Annotated in this window: 18 protein-coding genes; 16 read left to right on the forward strand and 2 right to left on the reverse strand. The window is 34.7% G+C overall.

Annotated elements, in window-relative coordinates; translation table 11 throughout:
- The first annotated feature begins 11 nt into the window (after positions 1 to 11).
- The 7 genes from gltD to NSQ89_RS09480 all read left to right on the forward strand — a co-directional run bounded on the left by gltD (position 12) and on the right by NSQ89_RS09480 (position 7,654).
- The gene (gene gltD / locus NSQ89_RS09450; RefSeq protein WP_061798832.1) at positions 12 to 1,505 is read left to right on the forward strand and encodes a glutamate synthase small subunit; all 1,494 of its coding nucleotides are present in this window, start codon (positions 12 to 14) and stop codon (positions 1,503 to 1,505) included.
- Positions 1,506 to 1,846: 341 nt separating this feature from the next.
- A complete protein-coding gene (locus NSQ89_RS09455) occupies positions 1,847 to 2,392 on the forward strand; it encodes an HD domain-containing protein (RefSeq protein WP_341132534.1) in 546 nt (181 codons plus the stop codon).
- A gap of 88 nt (positions 2,393 to 2,480) precedes the next feature.
- Complete coding sequence (locus NSQ89_RS09460; protein ID WP_341132535.1) at positions 2,481 to 4,667, forward strand: AAA domain-containing protein; 2,187 nt, start codon at positions 2,481 to 2,483, stop codon at positions 4,665 to 4,667.
- A gap of 125 nt (positions 4,668 to 4,792) precedes the next feature.
- Positions 4,793 to 5,452, forward strand: coding sequence for a peptidylprolyl isomerase (locus NSQ89_RS09465; RefSeq protein ID WP_047943442.1), 660 nt, complete (start codon positions 4,793 to 4,795; stop codon positions 5,450 to 5,452).
- An 83-nt stretch (positions 5,453 to 5,535) separates the two neighbouring features.
- Entirely contained in the window at positions 5,536 to 5,973 is a 438-nt protein-coding gene (locus NSQ89_RS09470; protein WP_047943443.1) for a peptidylprolyl isomerase, read from the forward strand.
- Between the two features lie 60 nt (positions 5,974 to 6,033).
- A complete protein-coding gene (locus NSQ89_RS09475; protein ID WP_047943444.1) occupies positions 6,034 to 6,777 on the forward strand; it encodes an SDR family NAD(P)-dependent oxidoreductase in 744 nt (247 codons plus the stop codon).
- 103 nt (positions 6,778 to 6,880) lie between these two features.
- The gene (locus NSQ89_RS09480) at positions 6,881 to 7,654 is read left to right on the forward strand and encodes a TerC family protein (RefSeq protein WP_095257299.1); all 774 of its coding nucleotides are present in this window, start codon (positions 6,881 to 6,883) and stop codon (positions 7,652 to 7,654) included.
- A gap of 45 nt (positions 7,655 to 7,699) precedes the next feature.
- On the opposite strand, the gene NSQ89_RS09485 is transcribed toward NSQ89_RS09480, so the two are convergent.
- A complete protein-coding gene (locus NSQ89_RS09485) occupies positions 7,700 to 8,218 on the reverse strand; it encodes a ribonuclease H-like YkuK family protein (RefSeq protein ID WP_144580168.1) in 519 nt (172 codons plus the stop codon).
- Positions 8,219 to 8,476: 258 nt separating this feature from the next.
- Between NSQ89_RS09485 and NSQ89_RS09490 the strand changes: the two genes are divergently transcribed.
- From NSQ89_RS09490 to lepB, 3 genes are all read left to right on the forward strand, one after another.
- Positions 8,477 to 9,376, forward strand: coding sequence for a DUF4349 domain-containing protein (locus NSQ89_RS09490; protein ID WP_341132536.1), 900 nt, complete (start codon positions 8,477 to 8,479; stop codon positions 9,374 to 9,376).
- Between the two features lie 100 nt (positions 9,377 to 9,476).
- On the forward strand, positions 9,477 to 10,001 hold the full coding sequence (locus tag NSQ89_RS09495; RefSeq protein WP_341132537.1) for a GNAT family N-acetyltransferase: 525 nt from the start codon (positions 9,477 to 9,479) through the stop codon (positions 9,999 to 10,001).
- An 86-nt stretch (positions 10,002 to 10,087) separates the two neighbouring features.
- Positions 10,088 to 10,567, forward strand: a complete 480-nt coding sequence (gene lepB, locus NSQ89_RS09500) for a signal peptidase I (protein WP_341133154.1) — start codon at positions 10,088 to 10,090, stop codon at positions 10,565 to 10,567.
- Positions 10,568 to 10,630: 63 nt separating this feature from the next.
- Here the strand turns inward: lepB and NSQ89_RS09505 are convergent, their stop codons facing one another.
- Entirely contained in the window at positions 10,631 to 10,858 is a 228-nt protein-coding gene (locus NSQ89_RS09505) for a DUF2533 family protein (protein ID WP_341132538.1), read from the reverse strand.
- Between the two features lie 167 nt (positions 10,859 to 11,025).
- Between NSQ89_RS09505 and NSQ89_RS09510 the strand changes: the two genes are divergently transcribed.
- From NSQ89_RS09510 to istB, 6 genes are all read left to right on the forward strand, one after another.
- Complete coding sequence (locus tag NSQ89_RS09510) at positions 11,026 to 11,397, forward strand: GntR family transcriptional regulator (protein WP_047943449.1); 372 nt, start codon at positions 11,026 to 11,028, stop codon at positions 11,395 to 11,397.
- Complete coding sequence (locus NSQ89_RS09515; RefSeq protein ID WP_222426204.1) at positions 11,394 to 12,278, forward strand: ABC transporter ATP-binding protein; 885 nt, start codon at positions 11,394 to 11,396, stop codon at positions 12,276 to 12,278. Before NSQ89_RS09510 ends, NSQ89_RS09515 begins: the two co-directional genes overlap by 4 nt.
- Positions 12,262 to 12,915 (forward strand): ABC-2 transporter permease, encoded by a 654-nt coding sequence (locus NSQ89_RS09520; RefSeq protein ID WP_341132539.1) that lies wholly within the window; start codon positions 12,262 to 12,264, stop codon positions 12,913 to 12,915. Before NSQ89_RS09515 ends, NSQ89_RS09520 begins: the two co-directional genes overlap by 17 nt.
- Positions 12,916 to 13,123: 208 nt before the next feature.
- Positions 13,124 to 13,798, forward strand: coding sequence for a tyrosine-type recombinase/integrase (locus tag NSQ89_RS09525; RefSeq protein WP_341132540.1), 675 nt, complete (start codon positions 13,124 to 13,126; stop codon positions 13,796 to 13,798).
- 89 nt (positions 13,799 to 13,887) lie between these two features.
- Positions 13,888 to 15,177, forward strand: coding sequence for an IS21 family transposase (gene istA, locus NSQ89_RS09530; RefSeq protein ID WP_061801336.1), 1,290 nt, complete (start codon positions 13,888 to 13,890; stop codon positions 15,175 to 15,177).
- Positions 15,177 to 15,935, forward strand: a complete 759-nt coding sequence (gene istB / locus NSQ89_RS09535) for an IS21-like element helper ATPase IstB (RefSeq protein WP_061801337.1) — start codon at positions 15,177 to 15,179, stop codon at positions 15,933 to 15,935. Before istA ends, istB begins: the two co-directional genes overlap by 1 nt.
- The last annotated feature ends 28 nt before the right edge of the window (positions 15,936 to 15,963 follow it).

The following is a 15,963-nucleotide window of genomic DNA, read 5'->3' on the forward strand; positions in this document are numbered from 1 at the left end:
GAGAGAACAGAATGGGAAAAGCAACTGGATTTATCGAATATAATCGGGAGGAAGCGGAAGAAAGAAATCCGCTTTCCCGTCTAAAAGATTTCAAAAAGTATTCTGCTCCTTTCTCTGATGAAGTACTACAAAGACAAGGGGCGAGATGTATGGACTGTGCAACACCATTCTGTCATATCGGGATGGAAATTGCGGGAAGTACATCCGGCTGTCCAATCCATAACTTAATCCCTGAATGGAACGATTTAGTTTATAGAGGAAGATGGAAAGAGGCATTAGATCGTTTATTGAAAACAAATAATTTCCCAGAATTCACTGGAAGTGCTTGTCCAGCTCCTTGCGAAGGTTCCTGTACTGTAGCGATTTCAGATCCGGCTGTTGCGATTAAAAATATTGAACGCACTATTATTGATAAGGGATTTGAACAGGGTTGGATCCAACCGCGGATACCTGCGAAGAGAACAGGAAAAAAAGTAGCCATTATTGGTTCAGGACCAGCAGGGCTAGCTAGTGCAGATCAGTTAAATCAAGCAGGCCATTCTGTAACTGTGTATGAACGTGCAGATAGACCAGGCGGATTATTAATGTATGGGATACCCAATATGAAAATTGACAAAAAAGATGTGGAAAGAAGAGTGAAACTACTTACACAAGAAGGGATTGATTTTATTACCAATACCGAAGTAGGGAAAGATATAACAGCTTCAGAATTAAGAGAACAGTATGATGCTGTTATTCTATGTACTGGTGCCCAGAAACAAAGAGATTTAGTTATGGAAGGCAGAGATGCAGAGGGTGTTCATTTTGCAATGGACTATCTAACAGGTGTTACCAAAAGTCTACTAGATTCCAATTTTCAAGATAAAAACTTCATCGATGCAGCAGGAAAAGATGTCATCGTTATCGGCGGCGGCGATACAGGAGCAGATTGTGTAGCAACTGCATTACGTCAGAACTGTAAAAGTGTAGTTCAATTTGGGAAGCATCCAAAGCTTGGGATAATGCGTTCAAGTGAAAATATGTGGCCGGCAGCGCCTAATGTATTCACATTAGAATATGCTTACGAAGAAGCTGAACAAAAGTTTGGTGAAGATCCAAGACAATATGGAATTCAAACAAAAAGAATGGTAAAAGATAGCGACGGAAAGCTAAAAGAGCTTCATACTGTTTCCATGGAAAAAATAAAGCAAGCAGATGGAACGTTTATTTTCAAAGAAATTCCTGGTACGGAAAAAGTTTGGCCAGCACAGTTAGTATTTATTGCGATCGGCTTTGAAGGTCCTGAACAACCAGTACTAAAACATTTCGGACTGGAAACTACAAGTCGTAAAGTTGCGGCGGTATATGGCGATTTTACAACGAATTTGGAAGGTGTATTTGCGGCTGGTGATGCACGCAGAGGGCAAAGCTTGATCGTATGGGCAATTAACGAAGGCAGAGAAGTTGCTAGAAAAGTTGACGAATACTTAATGGGCGCCTCCATTTTACCTACTGTAAATGCATAAACGAGAAAAAAGATGTGATTAGCGAGATATCACATCTTTTTTTCTATATACGCTAATATCTAACCTATAAAATCTCTTTTACAAAAGAAGCAAATTTTACGCATTCAAAATATTATAAAAATTCAAAACAAAAATTTCAATAAAATTATTCATAACCGACTTATAATCTAAGCCATTTAGCTATTTCAAGTGTTTTTTATTATCATTTTACAAAAAATATAATATAATAGGAAAAATACTTTTTTAAACGGCTTAATAAGGGTAGGATAAAGCAAATAAAGTTTATCAAATGCTCTCTCAATATAGAGTGTGATTGTTTATAAAGAAAGGAAGTGTCGGAGATGAGAGACGTTAAACTTCTCGATATATATAATCATCATATTGCACAAAAATATATTAAACGTTCAGGTTTAGCTCATGCTCTGGCAGTTGCTTATCATGCTTTTGAAATGGCAAAAGAATCAAATGTCGATGTCGATAATGCAGCTAAAGCCGGATTTTTACATGACATGGGACACTATACGTGGTATAAAGATGGAAAATGGGATTATAAATTATATAGGCAAAATGACATTCATCCAATAAAAGGGGCGGAAAGAGCACATAAATTATTAATCCGCTTAGGAGAAAATCCAATTAAAGCAAAAGAAATAGCTTTAGCCGTTCTTTTCCATACAGATAGTTTCATTCCTGGTGGTTCCGTGATTTTAACCCCCTTACAAAAAATTGTTAAACTAGCTGATGAAAAGGACGAGGAGCCTGGGGGACATCATCACTATCGTACGATAACGAAGGAAAGGGCAATAAAGAGTTTAGAACGATTAGATGCAAAAATTGATGAATATATAGAACAGCAAACGAAGAATAGCAAAGAACTAGAAGGATAGAACTGGATTTCCCTGTTTCTATTCTTCTTTTCTTTTAAATGCTATAATAGAAAAATCGACTTTTTTAGAAAAGGAATTAAAGGAGAAAATGACAAACATTATCACTACCATTAAACAATGGCAGCAAGCACTACAAATCGAGATCAATCATTTAAAAAAATACGGGCAATCGAAAGTTGCTTTATATAATGGAATTCGCCTAAACACAGAAAATGACTTTACGTATTATTTTGAAAGCATCAGCAATCTAAAGGTTCCAATTGGATCAAATGTAATGATTCACTGGGGGAGTCAGGCTGTAAGGGGGAGAGTATTATCGGCAGATGGCAAGAGCCTTCTTATTATTTTGGAAAAGGCGATTGGTGAGGATGTCTCAGAAGCATATTTATCCCATGATCCTTGGGAGCTATTAGAACAGCTGCAAATCCGTTTTGATACTATTAAAAAAAATAAACGTAAGCTTAGTAGAATCGTTAAATTAATGCAACCTAGTGAAGAAACAAAGCACCCAAGTGAGCAACTGAAAAATCATGTTCATGAGCTCTCTTTAAGATGCAAATATAACCCCGTCTCCTTTGTGTGGGGGCCGCCTGGAACAGGAAAAACATACACATTAGCTAGAGTTGCTCTACAACGTTATTGGAAAGGTAAGAGGATTTTACTCTTAGCACAAAGTAACCAGGCTGTAGATGTTCTACTCACGGAAATAACGACAACGATTAAAGAAAAGGACCGATTTAAAATAGGGGATATCCTTCGCTATGGGGGAAATAGCAATAATGCATCACTTGAACAAGAAAAAATTACAACAAGTTCCTTATTAGATAAAAAGGATATGGATCTTGCCAAGCAAAAACAGTATTTTTTTGAAGAAAAACTAAAACTTAAACAAGACCTTTCTTATTCGTTTACAACAAGAGATTCTGCTCAGTTATTAGAGATGGAAGAGAAATTAGCAAATGTGATGGAAAAAATCAGAAAAAGGGAACTGCAATTTGTACAAAAAGCAAAAATTGTTGGCACGACAATAGTAAAAGCTGCCACAGATCCAGCCATTTATGAAGATGAATACGATTTAGTAATAGTAGATGAAGCGAGCATGGCATATATTCCACAAGTCGCTTTTTCTGCATCACTAGCAAAAAGAATCATTATTTGTGGAGATTTTAAACAGTTACCTCCTATCGCAACTAGCCGTCATGCTTTAGTAGATAAATGGTTAAAAGAAGACGTATTCCACGCGACAGGCGTTGCCGAAACGGTTCATAGTTCATCGCTTCATCCTCAGCTTTTGTTATTAAACGAACAAAGAAGGATGCATCCAAGCATCTCTCAATTTACCAATAAATATATATATCATTCTCTGGTAGGCGATCATAAGAAGGTGGAAAGAAACAGAAAAGCAATCGCAGAAAAACTACCTTTCCAAGGAGAGGCCAATATTTTATTAGATTCGAGTCAATTTGGCGCATATGCCACATTTGAGAGAGCTTCGAAATCACGTATGAATTATATCCATCTATTATTAGCTCTGCAAGTTATAAATGAAGCTTTAAATGAAAAAGGAACAACGAGTATCGGCTACGTTACTCCATATCGAGCACAGGCGGAAATAATGGAAGCAATGGCATCAGAATTTTTCCCAGAAGCCATCATAGAAAAACGGCTTATTATCGCTACAGTCCATCGTTTTCAAGGAAGCGAAAGAGATATAATCATCTTTGATAGTGTAGAAGGAGAGGCATTTTTGAAGCCTGGAATCCTTTTAACCGGCAAAGAAAGCGAACGGTTAATAAATGTGGCGATCAGCAGGGCAAAAGGGAAATTTATTCATATAGCAAACAGAAATTATATAAAAACAAAAATAGATAGGAAGAAAACGATTCGACAGCTTGTCAACCATCAAGAAAGGTTTAATAAAGTGGTAACCAACCAACAAATTGGCGAGTGGATTCAAAAGAAGAATCCCAAGCTATTTTGGACGCACGCACAAAGAGTAGAATTACTAGAAAAAGATATCAAACGATCCAACCATACAATAATAGCCTCTTTTCCAAAACAGAACGAGATATTAAAACAACAATGGAAACAGCTTCTTAATAGAGGGAGTATAGGTTCAGCTCCTGGTATACCGTTTCCTTTCATTATTATTGATGAAAAAGTTATTTGGTTTGGTTTGCCGTCCGAATTAGTGAATGGCAGTACTCCACCGTCACTAGCAGTGCGTATACATTCTCCTTATTTAGCTAGTTATCTATTAAAATATATATCATGAACAAAAAGCATTATCCGAAGATTTGGGATAATGCTCTTTCTTTAGCTATTATCAGTTATTCATTGTACAAATAAAAACGTTTTCGTTAAAATAGGAAAGAATCCATACAGAGGAGATGATGTTATTTGAGTAGAAAACAAAGAGGTGGTATAGTATTTTTCTTGAGTTTAGTCCTTCTTTTACTACTGTCAGGCTGTGGCACAACGAAAAGTGAGCCATCAAAAGAAGAAAATACAACACAAGCAAAAGTGATTTCACCAGACGACTATCCTATTGTAACGATTACGATGGAAGATAATTCGACCATTACATTAGAACTTTATCCTGATAAAGCCCCTAATACAGTCAATAATTTCGTATCATTAGTGAATAAAGGTTTTTATGATGGATTAATTTTTCATCGGATTATTCCTGATTTTATGATCCAAGGCGGCGATCCCAATGGGAATGGAACAGGCGGGCCAGGCTATTCGATTAAAGGAGAATTTTCAGAGAATGGGTTTGAAAATGACTTAAAGCACGAAAGAGGCGTAATTAGCATGGCAAGATCTCAACTGCCTGATTCTGCTGGGTCACAATTTTTCATTATGGTTGCAGACGCCCCTCATTTGGATGGAGAATACGCCCCGTTCGGGAAAGTGATAGAAGGCATGGATGTCGTCGATAAAATAGTCTCTTCAAAAAGAGATAAGAATGATAAACCAGTAGAAGAGATAAAAATGAAACAAGTTACTGTAGATACAAAAGGTATCGATTATGAAGAACCAAAGAAAATAAAAGAATAATGGATAAAAGGAACGTAATATTTTCTTTCTTTCCGAAAAGATGATATGATAAAAGCTGATTTTGAAATAAGGAGATGTTGATCATGGCAACTAAAGGATACATATTAATGCAAAATGGTGAAAAAATTGAATTCGAATTATATCCAAACGAAGCTCCTGGAACAGTAGCTAACTTTGTGGAACTAATTAAAAAAGGTTTCTATAACGGTTTAACATTCCACCGTGTAATTCCTGGTTTCGTCAGCCAAGGCGGCGACCCAAATGGAAATGGAACAGGAGGACCTGGATACACAATCAAATGTGAAACAGAAGGAAACCCTCACAAACATGTGGAAGGAGCTCTTTCTATGGCACACGCTGGCCGTGATACAGGCGGAAGCCAATTCTTTATCGTACATGAGCCACAACCGCATTTAGATGGTGTTCATACAGTATTTGGACAAGTTACGTCCGGTATTGCTGCTGTAAAAGCAATGAAAAATGGCGATGTTATGGAAAAAGTGGAAATCACTGAAGAATAAATACAACAAGGCAGGCTGAGAAATTGGCTTGCTTTTTTATATGAATGGTTGGTGATTAGAATGTACAAAGATAAAGTTGTCATTGTAACTGGCGCTAGTAATGGTATTGGCAAAGCAATTGCAAAAGCTTATTTGCAAGAAGATGCCTATGTTATCCTAGCTGATATAGATGAAGAGCAAGGAAAACATGTACTTGATTCTATAGAGCAAAAAGAGAGAGCAATTTTTATAAAAACCGATGTTCGAAACGAAGCAGATATCATTCAAATGGTTGAGACAACACAAGCGAAATTTGGAAAGATTGATATCTTAATTAATAACGCCGGTAAAGGCATTTTTAAATCATTTTACGATTTAACGATAGAAGAATGGGATGATGTGATAAATACGAATCTCCGCAGCGTGTTTCTTTGTTCAAGAGAAGTCGCAAAAATCATGCGAACTCAAGGCGCAAAAGGGTCGATTATTAACATGTCATCTAGCAGAGCCTATATGTCGGAACCTAATACAGAAAGCTATAGTGCTAGCAAAGGTGGAATTATGGCTATTACTCATGCTTTGGCAAATAGTTTAGCTGATGCACATATAACAGTTAACAGCATATCACCAGGCTGGATCGAAACGAAAGATTATGAAAATCTGCGAGAAAGCGATCATGAACAGCATCTATCAAAAAGAGTAGGTAAACCTGAGGATATTGCAAGAGCATGCCTTTTCCTCACAAATCCGCAAAATGATTTTATTACAGGAACGAATCTTATGGTAGACGGTGGTATGACAGTAAAAATGATTTATGAAGAATAATAGAAGGTATTTTTTCTTCTTTGCTTTATTACAGTTGCTATCTGAAAATGATAGGAGTATAATAGCTTCCATATGATTACATATAATAATGGAGGCTCATTAAGTGGACGTTTTACATCAGATATTATCAACCTATGCTTCATTTTTTGATTGGAAGATGTGGGCAGAAGTATTAACAGATCCAGTATCATGGGGATTAATCGGATCGTTAGTCATTTTAGAAGGCTTATTATCAGCAGATAATGCGCTCGTATTAGCAGTAATGGTAAAACATTTACCGCCAGATAAACAAAAAAAAGCATTGACATATGGTTTATTCGGAGCCTATTTTTTCCGTTTCTTCTTTATTGGAATTGGTGTTTACTTAATCCATTTTACCTGGATAAAAGTAGTTGGAGCAGCATACTTAGCATGGATTGTAATTAAGCATTTCTGGCTTGGTGAGGAAGATGAAGATGCCTCAGCGATGAAGAAAGACAGTTGGACAATAAGATTGTTCGGAGTATTCTGGGCAACTGTTATCTCCGTAGAATTAATGGATTTAGCCTTTTCGGTTGACAGCATATTAGCATCTTTGGCTGTTTCAAATGAAATCTGGATTCTACTGATTGGTGGAATGCTCGGTATTTTAATGATGAGAACTGTTGCCAAATTATTCTTAGTTCTCATTGAAAAAGTTCCAGAATTAGAGAATACCGCCTTTGTATTAATTGGGATAATCGCGGTAAAGATGTTTGCTAGCATTTTTGGATATGAATTAGATCACTATGTATTTTTTGGGATTCTAATTGCTGCGTTTATTATCACATTTATCATTCATTTTATTAACAAAAATAAAAAGGTTTCTGAAGAAGTTGCTTCTTCAAAAGAAAAATAAATGTATTTTACCTGTTCCGTTTGTGGACAGGTTTTTTTTATTTAATTATTTCGTATACTTATTAGCATAGGATGAAGCAACAAATGAATCAGGCTTAATTTTTGGTTCGATACCTATTGACTCCATTCTTGTTACCATTTCATTGACAAATTCTCTTGTTTTATTTCTTCTGTCTGCTCCAATATCTATATGTCCCTCTATCGAGAAAGTTGCTCCTTGATAAACAAAAGGGAGGACAACATCAATTAATTGGTTTTTCCTATCCTCTGTGAACAGACTAACTACCTCTTCTGTTAGTGTTGTCTCATAGGAGATTTTCTCATGCAGTCTTAAAATCTTCCTTGGTATGATCACTTTTCTAATACAGGCCCAAGCACCTTTTCCTTTATTCATAATGACTATTCCAGTAATAAACTTCGTATGTTTGGTATGCACTTGTGAATCTGTACCAATCATTAATTGATAATTTCCCGAAGGACTTCTAGACATAAAAGCAAGGATACGCTGAAAAACGATATCAAAGGTCATATTTTTCTCTTGTAAGTTTTGAAAAGTCATTTCCATATGCCTGTCTAACTCCACAAAGAATCCCTCCGTATAAACGTTATTTCCACCACTTTTATAACATTGTATGATAATCAAATGGATTTATCCCTGTAACTAAATTTGTATTATCGTATACAAAGAATACTGAATTGGTGTAAAAAATGGTCTTTTTTTAGATGAACATAATAATGAGTTTTATAATAAAAAATTGGAATTAAACTGAAACTTAATTTCTTCTTATCCGTCTAATCATTAACAAAACGCAGGAGGAAAAAAATGAAAAAATTTCTAATTATATTAAATTGGTCGTTATTATTTCTATTATTATTAACTGGCTGCTCACAAAATTCCGAAGATAAAGCAGCGGATAGCAGAGATTATGAAAAGGCTGATTCCAATGTCATCGATGCCCAGAATGAAATAGGAGAACTACCCGCAACAGATAGTAAAACGGTAAAAGAAAATAGCGGTCAAGCAATTAGTAATAATGACCGAATAGTTATTTATAATGGGAATCTATCCTTAAAGGTGAAAGACTATCACAACGTAGAGAAGCATATCCAGTCAAAAGCAGCCGAGCTAGGCGGGTATGTATTGGAATCGTCCATTTATGATAGTGGCACAGATTATATAAATGGGACTATTATCGTAAAAATTCCTCAAAAACATTTCCAAACCTACTTAAACGATATCGAAAAGAAAAGTATTAAAGTTACAGAGAAGAGTATCACTGGTAACGATGTGACTGAAGAATATGTTGATTTGGAATCCCGGCTAAAAGCTAAGGAAGCAGTGGAAAAAAGGCTATTAGCTTTAATGGAACAAGCAGAAAAAACGGAAGACCTTCTTAAAATATCAAATGATCTTGCAACTGTGCAGGCAGAAAAAGAACAAATATTAGGGAGAATGAAATACTTAAAAAATAACGTAGACTATTCGACTGTCACGATTCAACTGGAAGAAGAGTTAGTAAAAGTGGGTTCTATTCAAGATAAAGAGTCTTTAAATACATGGGAAAAAGCAAAAAGTCAATTCGTGAGCACGATTAACGGGTTAAATTCCTTCCTTTCAACTGTCATCGTGATGATTGTTGGATTATCACCAATTTTAATTCCAGTTGTAGTTATTGTAATAGCTTGGATTATATATAGAAAAAAGAAAAGCAGGTCAGAGTAATTTTATCGTGGCTATGCTATAATGGAATTAAATTCCTTCAGTGGGAGTTTAATCTATTAATATCATCACATTCATATTTATTAAGGAGTGGCTAAAGAAATTGAAATCAGCAGATCAATATCTTATCCGCCATGCGAAACTGGAAGGTGCAGAAGCAATTTTTGCTATTCAGCAATCTGTGATTGCCGTAGAAGATTATCTGATAACTACTATCGAAGAGTTTAATCAAACACTGGAAGAGCAGCAGGCATGGGTCGCTAAAATTTTGCATAATGAGAGAGAAACTATCCTAATTGCGGAAGAAACCAATAAAGTAATTGGCTTTATTGTCTTTCAAACAAAAAATAGACAAAGACTTAATCACACAGGGTCATTTGGGATGAGGATAAGTAAAAAGCATAGAAGTAAAGGAATAGGAAAATTATTTATAAAAGCACTACTAGCATGGGCAAAAGAAAATCCGCTGATTGAAAAAGTTAGCTTAGGTGTTTTCTCAACAAATACTAGGGCTATTTCTTTATATACTTGTATGGGATTTATAGAAGAAGGTCGCAAAATAAAAGAAATCAAACTGTCAGAAAATGAATATATAGATGATATTTTAATGTATAAAATGGTGACCTAAATAGAACCAACTAATTTTTAAAGAGAAAAGAGGGAAGCAATATTAATAAGAAATCAGCTTTTCAAAGAGAGCTAAAGTCGTGGATTATTGCACTTATTAGCGCATTAATATTTGTGTTTATTTGCCGTAACTTTATTTTTGCCCCTGTTAAGGTAATAGGACAATCCATGCAGCCAACATATGAAAATCAAGATAGAGTGATTGTCTCTAAAGTTGGCCAAATCAAGCATTTTGATACCATCGTCTTTCATTCACCAATAGAAAAAGAAGATTATATAAAAAGAGTAATCGGCTTACCTGATGATACGATTGAAATTTATGATGATACACTTTATATTAATGGCGAAAAATATGACGAACCATATCTTCAAGAGAAAAAGAAGCATTTACTTCCTAATCAGAGATTGACGGAAAATCTTAAAGTTATAGTACCTAAAGGGCATCTATTTGTATTAGGGGATAATAGACAAAATAGTATGGATAGTAGACAGCTTGGTTGTATATCAGAGGATGCTGTTGTCGGGAAAGCTGTTTTTCGATTTTATCCTGTTATGGAAAATTATTAATTAATAAAAAAACAGTCTTGGATATGAGCTCACGTCCAGAACTGTTTTTTTATTTAGCACGATTTACAAATTCACATACCATTGCTTATGTAACATTTTCTCTAATTGAATGACACCATGTCTTGCTAATTCGTTTATTCGCTCTGTAACTTCATTTATTTGTTTAACTGAAAAAGACTCTCCAGTTTTGCAAAGTATAATTACCTCTTCAATAAGAGACTCGCGACGTTGGTCTAATTGTTTAAATTGATTCACGCGTGAATTTACTTTTTCCCCATGTAGTTCCTGCATGTTTTGTATATTATCTTAGATACTAAATGCTAAAAATAGAAGAAATAATTTGTTTACATAATATTATTATGATAGATTAAAAACTTGTCTAATTATGAGGGTTGACACTACTGTTATATCTGTATATACTGACTATATACAGATATAACAGTTGAAAGGTGTTTCTAATGAATATTTTTATCTCCAATTCCTCTGAGGAACCTATTTATTTGCAAATAGTAAAGCAAATAAAAGAGCAAATAGTAGCAGGTGAACTAAAAGAAACACAATCTCTTCCTTCTATTAGAAGTCTTGCAAAAGAACTGAAAATTAGCGTTATTACAACCAAAAGAGCCTATGATGAACTTGAAAAAGACGGTTTTATTGTTACAGTCGCTGGAAAAGGGTCATATGTTGCAGCAATAAACAAAGAAATACTTCGTGAAAACAAGTTGAAAACAATCGAAGAACATTTAACAGAAGCCAGCAGCACAGCTAAACTAATTGGGTTAACATTAGAAGAATTACAAGAAATATTAAAAATTATTTATAAAGGATGAGCACAGTGGAAAACACATTAGAACTTATCAATGTATCCAAGAGCCGACAAGGTTTTTCTTTAGATACGATTAATATTACCTTAAAAAAAGGATTTATAATGGGGTTTATTGGTCCAAATGGAGCTGGAAAAAGCACAACAATCAAACTAATCATGAATTTAATCAAAAAAGATAGCGGCATGATAAAAGTCTTTGGTTTAGACAATGAAAAACATAGTATGAAAATTAAAGAGAGAATTGGCTTTGTTTATGATGACAATCACTTTTATGAAGAGTTAACAATAAAAGAAATGAAGAATATCATCCGCCCATTTTATTCTCAATGGGAAGAAAGTACATTCAATAAATATGTAAAAGATTTTTCGCTACCTATGGATAAAAAAATCAACGAACTGTCAAAAGGGATGAAAATGAAATTCTCATTAGCCATCGCCCTTTCTCATCAAGCTGAACTCTTAATTATGGATGAACCAACTTCCGGTTTAGATCCACTAGTTCGGACTGAATTGTTAGATGTACTGCAAACATTAATACAAGACGAAAACAAGGCAATCTTTTTTTCAACTCACATAACATCAGACTTAGATAAAATTGCCGATTATATTACATTAATTAATAATGGACAAATCATTTTAAGTAAAACGAAGGATGAGCTTTTAGAAGAATATACCATGGTTAAAGGAAAAGATAGCACACAGATTATCCATAATAAAAATTTAATCAGTTTAAAGAGTAATGATTTTGGTTTTGAAGCATTATGTAAAAACAAAGAAGAAGTAAGAAAGCAATTTGGAAATTCTTATTTCTATGAAAAGCCAACTTTAGAAGATATTATGGTGTTTTACACAAGAAGGAGTGGTGGTCATGTATCATCTAATTAAAAAAGACATTCTTATCCAAAAAAGATCAATAGCATTATCACTATTATTAATCTGTTTCTTTTCTGTTTCTCTTTCCAGTCTTGGAGAAGTTGGATTAATGGTTGGAATACTAGCAATTACTTATCAACTCCTTCTAGGAGCTAGTGCATTAGAAGATAAAAATAACAGCGATAAAGTTCTTATTAGTCTTCCAATCAAACTATCTACCATTGTATTATCAAAATATGTGTCCATCTATGTTTATGCAGCTTTTGCAGCAATTGGCTTTTATCTCATCCATGTTCTTGTGAAACCATTTCACATTCCATTGGATGTTCCTTTTAGTTATATCATTCTCATAGGGGGAGCAATAATGGTAACTATATGTTTTTCCATTTCTTTGCCTATGATTTTTAAATTTGGCTATTTAAAAGCCAAAATGGCTAACTTTATTCTTCTTTTCGTAATAGTATTTGGAACAACTGGTATAATGAAGTATTTTGCAAAACTAGATAATCAATTTATCCAAGAAACGATGATTCGTTTATCAACATTATCAAAAGCAGAACTGGGATTAATCCTGCTAATTCCACTTATCATTCTTCTTGTGATATCATATTTTATTTCTCTGAGCTTTTATAGTAAGCGAGAATTTTAATTATAATGAAAAGGAAGAACAAGTACACTTAGAGGTACTGTTCTTTTTTTATTTAGCATTTTGCATCTAAACAAATACCTGTAATTCATGTTTTAAATGTCTTCTAACTAAGTTCTCAACATTACCGCGCATAATATCTCTTATGTGCGGTTTTTTAAGAAATATTGTATACTAGAATTATTACTATATAGATTAGGTGGCAATACATATGATCGCAAAAGAGACATTACTTTCTTGGTATGAAGAAGAGTTAACGCTTTTTCGAACAGAAATGGATAATAAGGATTACAGTATATTTACGATCGAAAATTATTTACGGGACATCTATTTATTCCTTGAATTTATTACATGGAAAAAAGAAGCATATATGGACTTAACTTCAGTAAAAAAATTGCAGATTACCCTTTTTATGAACGAACTAAAAACTAAGCGCGCAAATTCTGCTAGTTCGAGAAATAGAAGATTAACTGCCATTCGTTCTTTTTATAAATGTTTAGTAGATTATGAGCTTGTCCAAAAAAATCCCGCCCTTGATTTGGAGAGCGCGAAAGAACAAAAAGGAAAACTACCCAGTTACTTGGAAAAAGACGAATTAAAATCATTTTTTGAGATGATTGGCAAGGTATCCCAAAAGCAGCATCAAAGACGGAACAAAGTCATCCTTGGACTCATGGCGTTTGCAGGATTACGGGTAATGGAAATACACTCTCTTAATCTGTCGTCCATTAATCAAAACAGGGGAATTCACGTACTGGGAAAGGGAAATAAAACACGCTATATTCCGTTACCGAAAAAGTTAATGGAAGAATTACAATTATATATAGAAGAAAACAGGATTTTCCCCATGAAAGGACAGGAAGATGCACTCTTTATTTCAAGGTAGAAATGCTATTTTAAATATGTACAATAATGCTTGGATAAATATGTACAAATTTGCTTTCATTTTACATACTAGTCTTGAGGTGACTAGTCATGTATATATCATTAAATGTCGATGTTAATTTTGAGATTAATAGTCTTTCAGACTTACCAAAATTCAAACAAATAATGGAGCATATGAAAATGAAAATTAATAAGAGTAAATTGGCTGAAGAACTTGGAGTAGATCGACGAACAGTTGAGAAATATCTAAATGGTTTTGTCCCCAAGAGGACAAGAAAAAAGTCCTCAAAAATTGATGAATATTATGAAGTGATCGCTGCTCTTTTATCTGAGGATTCTAAACAGGTGTTTTATTATCGGCGGGTGCTTTGGCAGTACTTAAAGGATAATCACGGTTTAGACTGTGGTGCTTCGACCTTTCGAGCCTATATCGCTCGAATACCTGAATTTAATGCTTACTTTGTGGAGGACAAACGTATTGCTTCTCCGAAGGGGACGGTTCGCTATGAAACTCCGCCAGGTAAACAAGCTCAATTAGATTGGAAGGAAAATATTCAATATGAAACAAAAGATGGCGAGCAGGTCGAGATCAATGTAGCTGCGCTTATTCTATCTACTTCAAGATTGCGAGTATTCCACTTGAGTATTTCCAAGTCACAAAGTACGCTGTTTTCCTTTCTAACAGAAGCTTTTGAAACGTTTGGCGGTGTTCCTGAGGAACTCCTTACGGATAATATGAAAACAGTGATGGATGAAGCAAGAACGGAACATTATCCGGGTAAAGTGAATGCAAAGTTTGAGCAATTCGCAAAAGACTTTGGCTTTAAAGTGAAAGCCTGTATCGCTGGCAGACCAAGGACAAAGGGAAAAGTCGAAACGACAATGAAATTGTTAGACGAAATTCATGCCTATCAAGGACAATTCTCTTTAGAGGAACTGCATCAATTTATACAAGAGTTAGCCAACAGAGTGAATCACCAGATTCACCAAGGGACAGGAAGAATACCAATGATTGAATATAAAAAAGAAAGGAACCACTTACTCCAGCTACCAACTGATAAAGTAAGAGATTCCTATCGCATTAAGCACACACAAGTAAAAGTCAATGCATCCAACATGATCTCCTACAAATCAAACCAGTATTCCGTACCACCAGAATATCAAGGAAAGAAAGTAGGTTTACAAGTGTATGATAACAACTTATGGATTTATTATAACATGAAACTTATTGCACAGCATCCAATCAGCAAAGCGAAGCTAAATTATCAGGAAGCACATTATAAAGCAGGTTTGGCTGTTTCAGCCCCTTACTATAACTATCCGGAAATCGATGATTTGGCAAAGAAAAATCTAGCAACGATTGGAGAAGTGTATAAATAATGAATCTATCCACTAATTATCAACAATTATTAAGAAACCTAGAGTATCTAAAGCTGAAGCAAATGACTCTACATTTAAATGAAGTAATTGATTTCGGAGTCCAGAACCAGCTGTCATTTATTGATACGTTAATCAAGTTAACCAACTATGAAATTGATGTGCGAGAACAAAATATGACGCAGTCGATGGTAAAGGTGGCTGCATTTCCACATATGAAAGAAATAAAAGATTTTGATTTCACTTTCCAAACCTCAGTCAATCAGCAACAGATTCAAGATTTTCTAACCTTTCGCTTTATTGAAGAGAACGAGAATATTGTTTTCTTAGGACCAAGTGGTGTTGGCAAAACACACTTGGCCACCGCCATAGGGATTGCGGCAGCAAAGAAAAGAACAAGTACCTATTTCATTAAATGCCATGATTTAATTCAGAATTTAAGACGAGCACGATTGGAGAACCGCTTAGAAACTCGTCTAAAACATTATACAAAATATAAACTATTAATCATTGATGAGATTGGTTATTTGCCAATTGATCAAGAAGATGCGAAATTATTTTTCCAACTGATTGACATGCGATATGAAAAGCGCAGTACGATCTTAACAACGAACGTAAACTTTAAGGCATGGGATGAAGTATTTCAGGAGCCTAAGCTGGCAAATGCCATCTTAGATCGCATCTTACACCATGCGAAGGTTGTGACAATGGTGGGAAATTCCTATCGTTTAAAGGATCATTTAGTGCAAGAAAACGAGTGATTTTGTACATCCTTAAACGAGCGAAAAT

Source organism: Niallia sp. FSL R7-0648 (assembly GCF_038007005.1).
Lineage (GTDB): Bacteria > Bacillota > Bacilli > Bacillales > Cytobacillaceae > Niallia > Niallia circulans.

Coding starts and splice junctions, on each gene's coding strand:
- gltD (WP_061798832.1), top strand. CDS start 12: ATGGGAAAAGCAACTGGATTTATCGAATATAATCGGGAGGAAGCGGAA.
- NSQ89_RS09455 (WP_341132534.1), top strand. CDS start 1,847: ATGAGAGACGTTAAACTTCTCGATATATATAATCATCATATTGCACAA.
- NSQ89_RS09460 (WP_341132535.1), top strand. CDS start 2,481: ATGACAAACATTATCACTACCATTAAACAATGGCAGCAAGCACTACAA.
- NSQ89_RS09470 (WP_047943443.1), top strand. CDS start 5,536: ATGGCAACTAAAGGATACATATTAATGCAAAATGGTGAAAAAATTGAA.
- NSQ89_RS09475 (WP_047943444.1), top strand. CDS start 6,034: ATGTACAAAGATAAAGTTGTCATTGTAACTGGCGCTAGTAATGGTATT.
- NSQ89_RS09485 (WP_144580168.1), bottom strand. CDS start 8,218: ATGGAAATGACTTTTCAAAACTTACAAGAGAAAAATATGACCTTTGAT.
- NSQ89_RS09490 (WP_341132536.1), top strand. CDS start 8,477: ATGAAAAAATTTCTAATTATATTAAATTGGTCGTTATTATTTCTATTA.
- NSQ89_RS09505 (WP_341132538.1), bottom strand. CDS start 10,858: ATGCAGGAACTACATGGGGAAAAAGTAAATTCACGCGTGAATCAATTT.
- NSQ89_RS09510 (WP_047943449.1), top strand. CDS start 11,026: ATGAATATTTTTATCTCCAATTCCTCTGAGGAACCTATTTATTTGCAA.
- NSQ89_RS09515 (WP_222426204.1), top strand. CDS start 11,394: ATGAGCACAGTGGAAAACACATTAGAACTTATCAATGTATCCAAGAGC.
- NSQ89_RS09520 (WP_341132539.1), top strand. CDS start 12,262: ATGTATCATCTAATTAAAAAAGACATTCTTATCCAAAAAAGATCAATA.
- NSQ89_RS09525 (WP_341132540.1), top strand. CDS start 13,124: ATGATCGCAAAAGAGACATTACTTTCTTGGTATGAAGAAGAGTTAACG.
- istA (WP_061801336.1), top strand. CDS start 13,888: ATGTATATATCATTAAATGTCGATGTTAATTTTGAGATTAATAGTCTT.
- istB (WP_061801337.1), top strand. CDS start 15,177: ATGAATCTATCCACTAATTATCAACAATTATTAAGAAACCTAGAGTAT.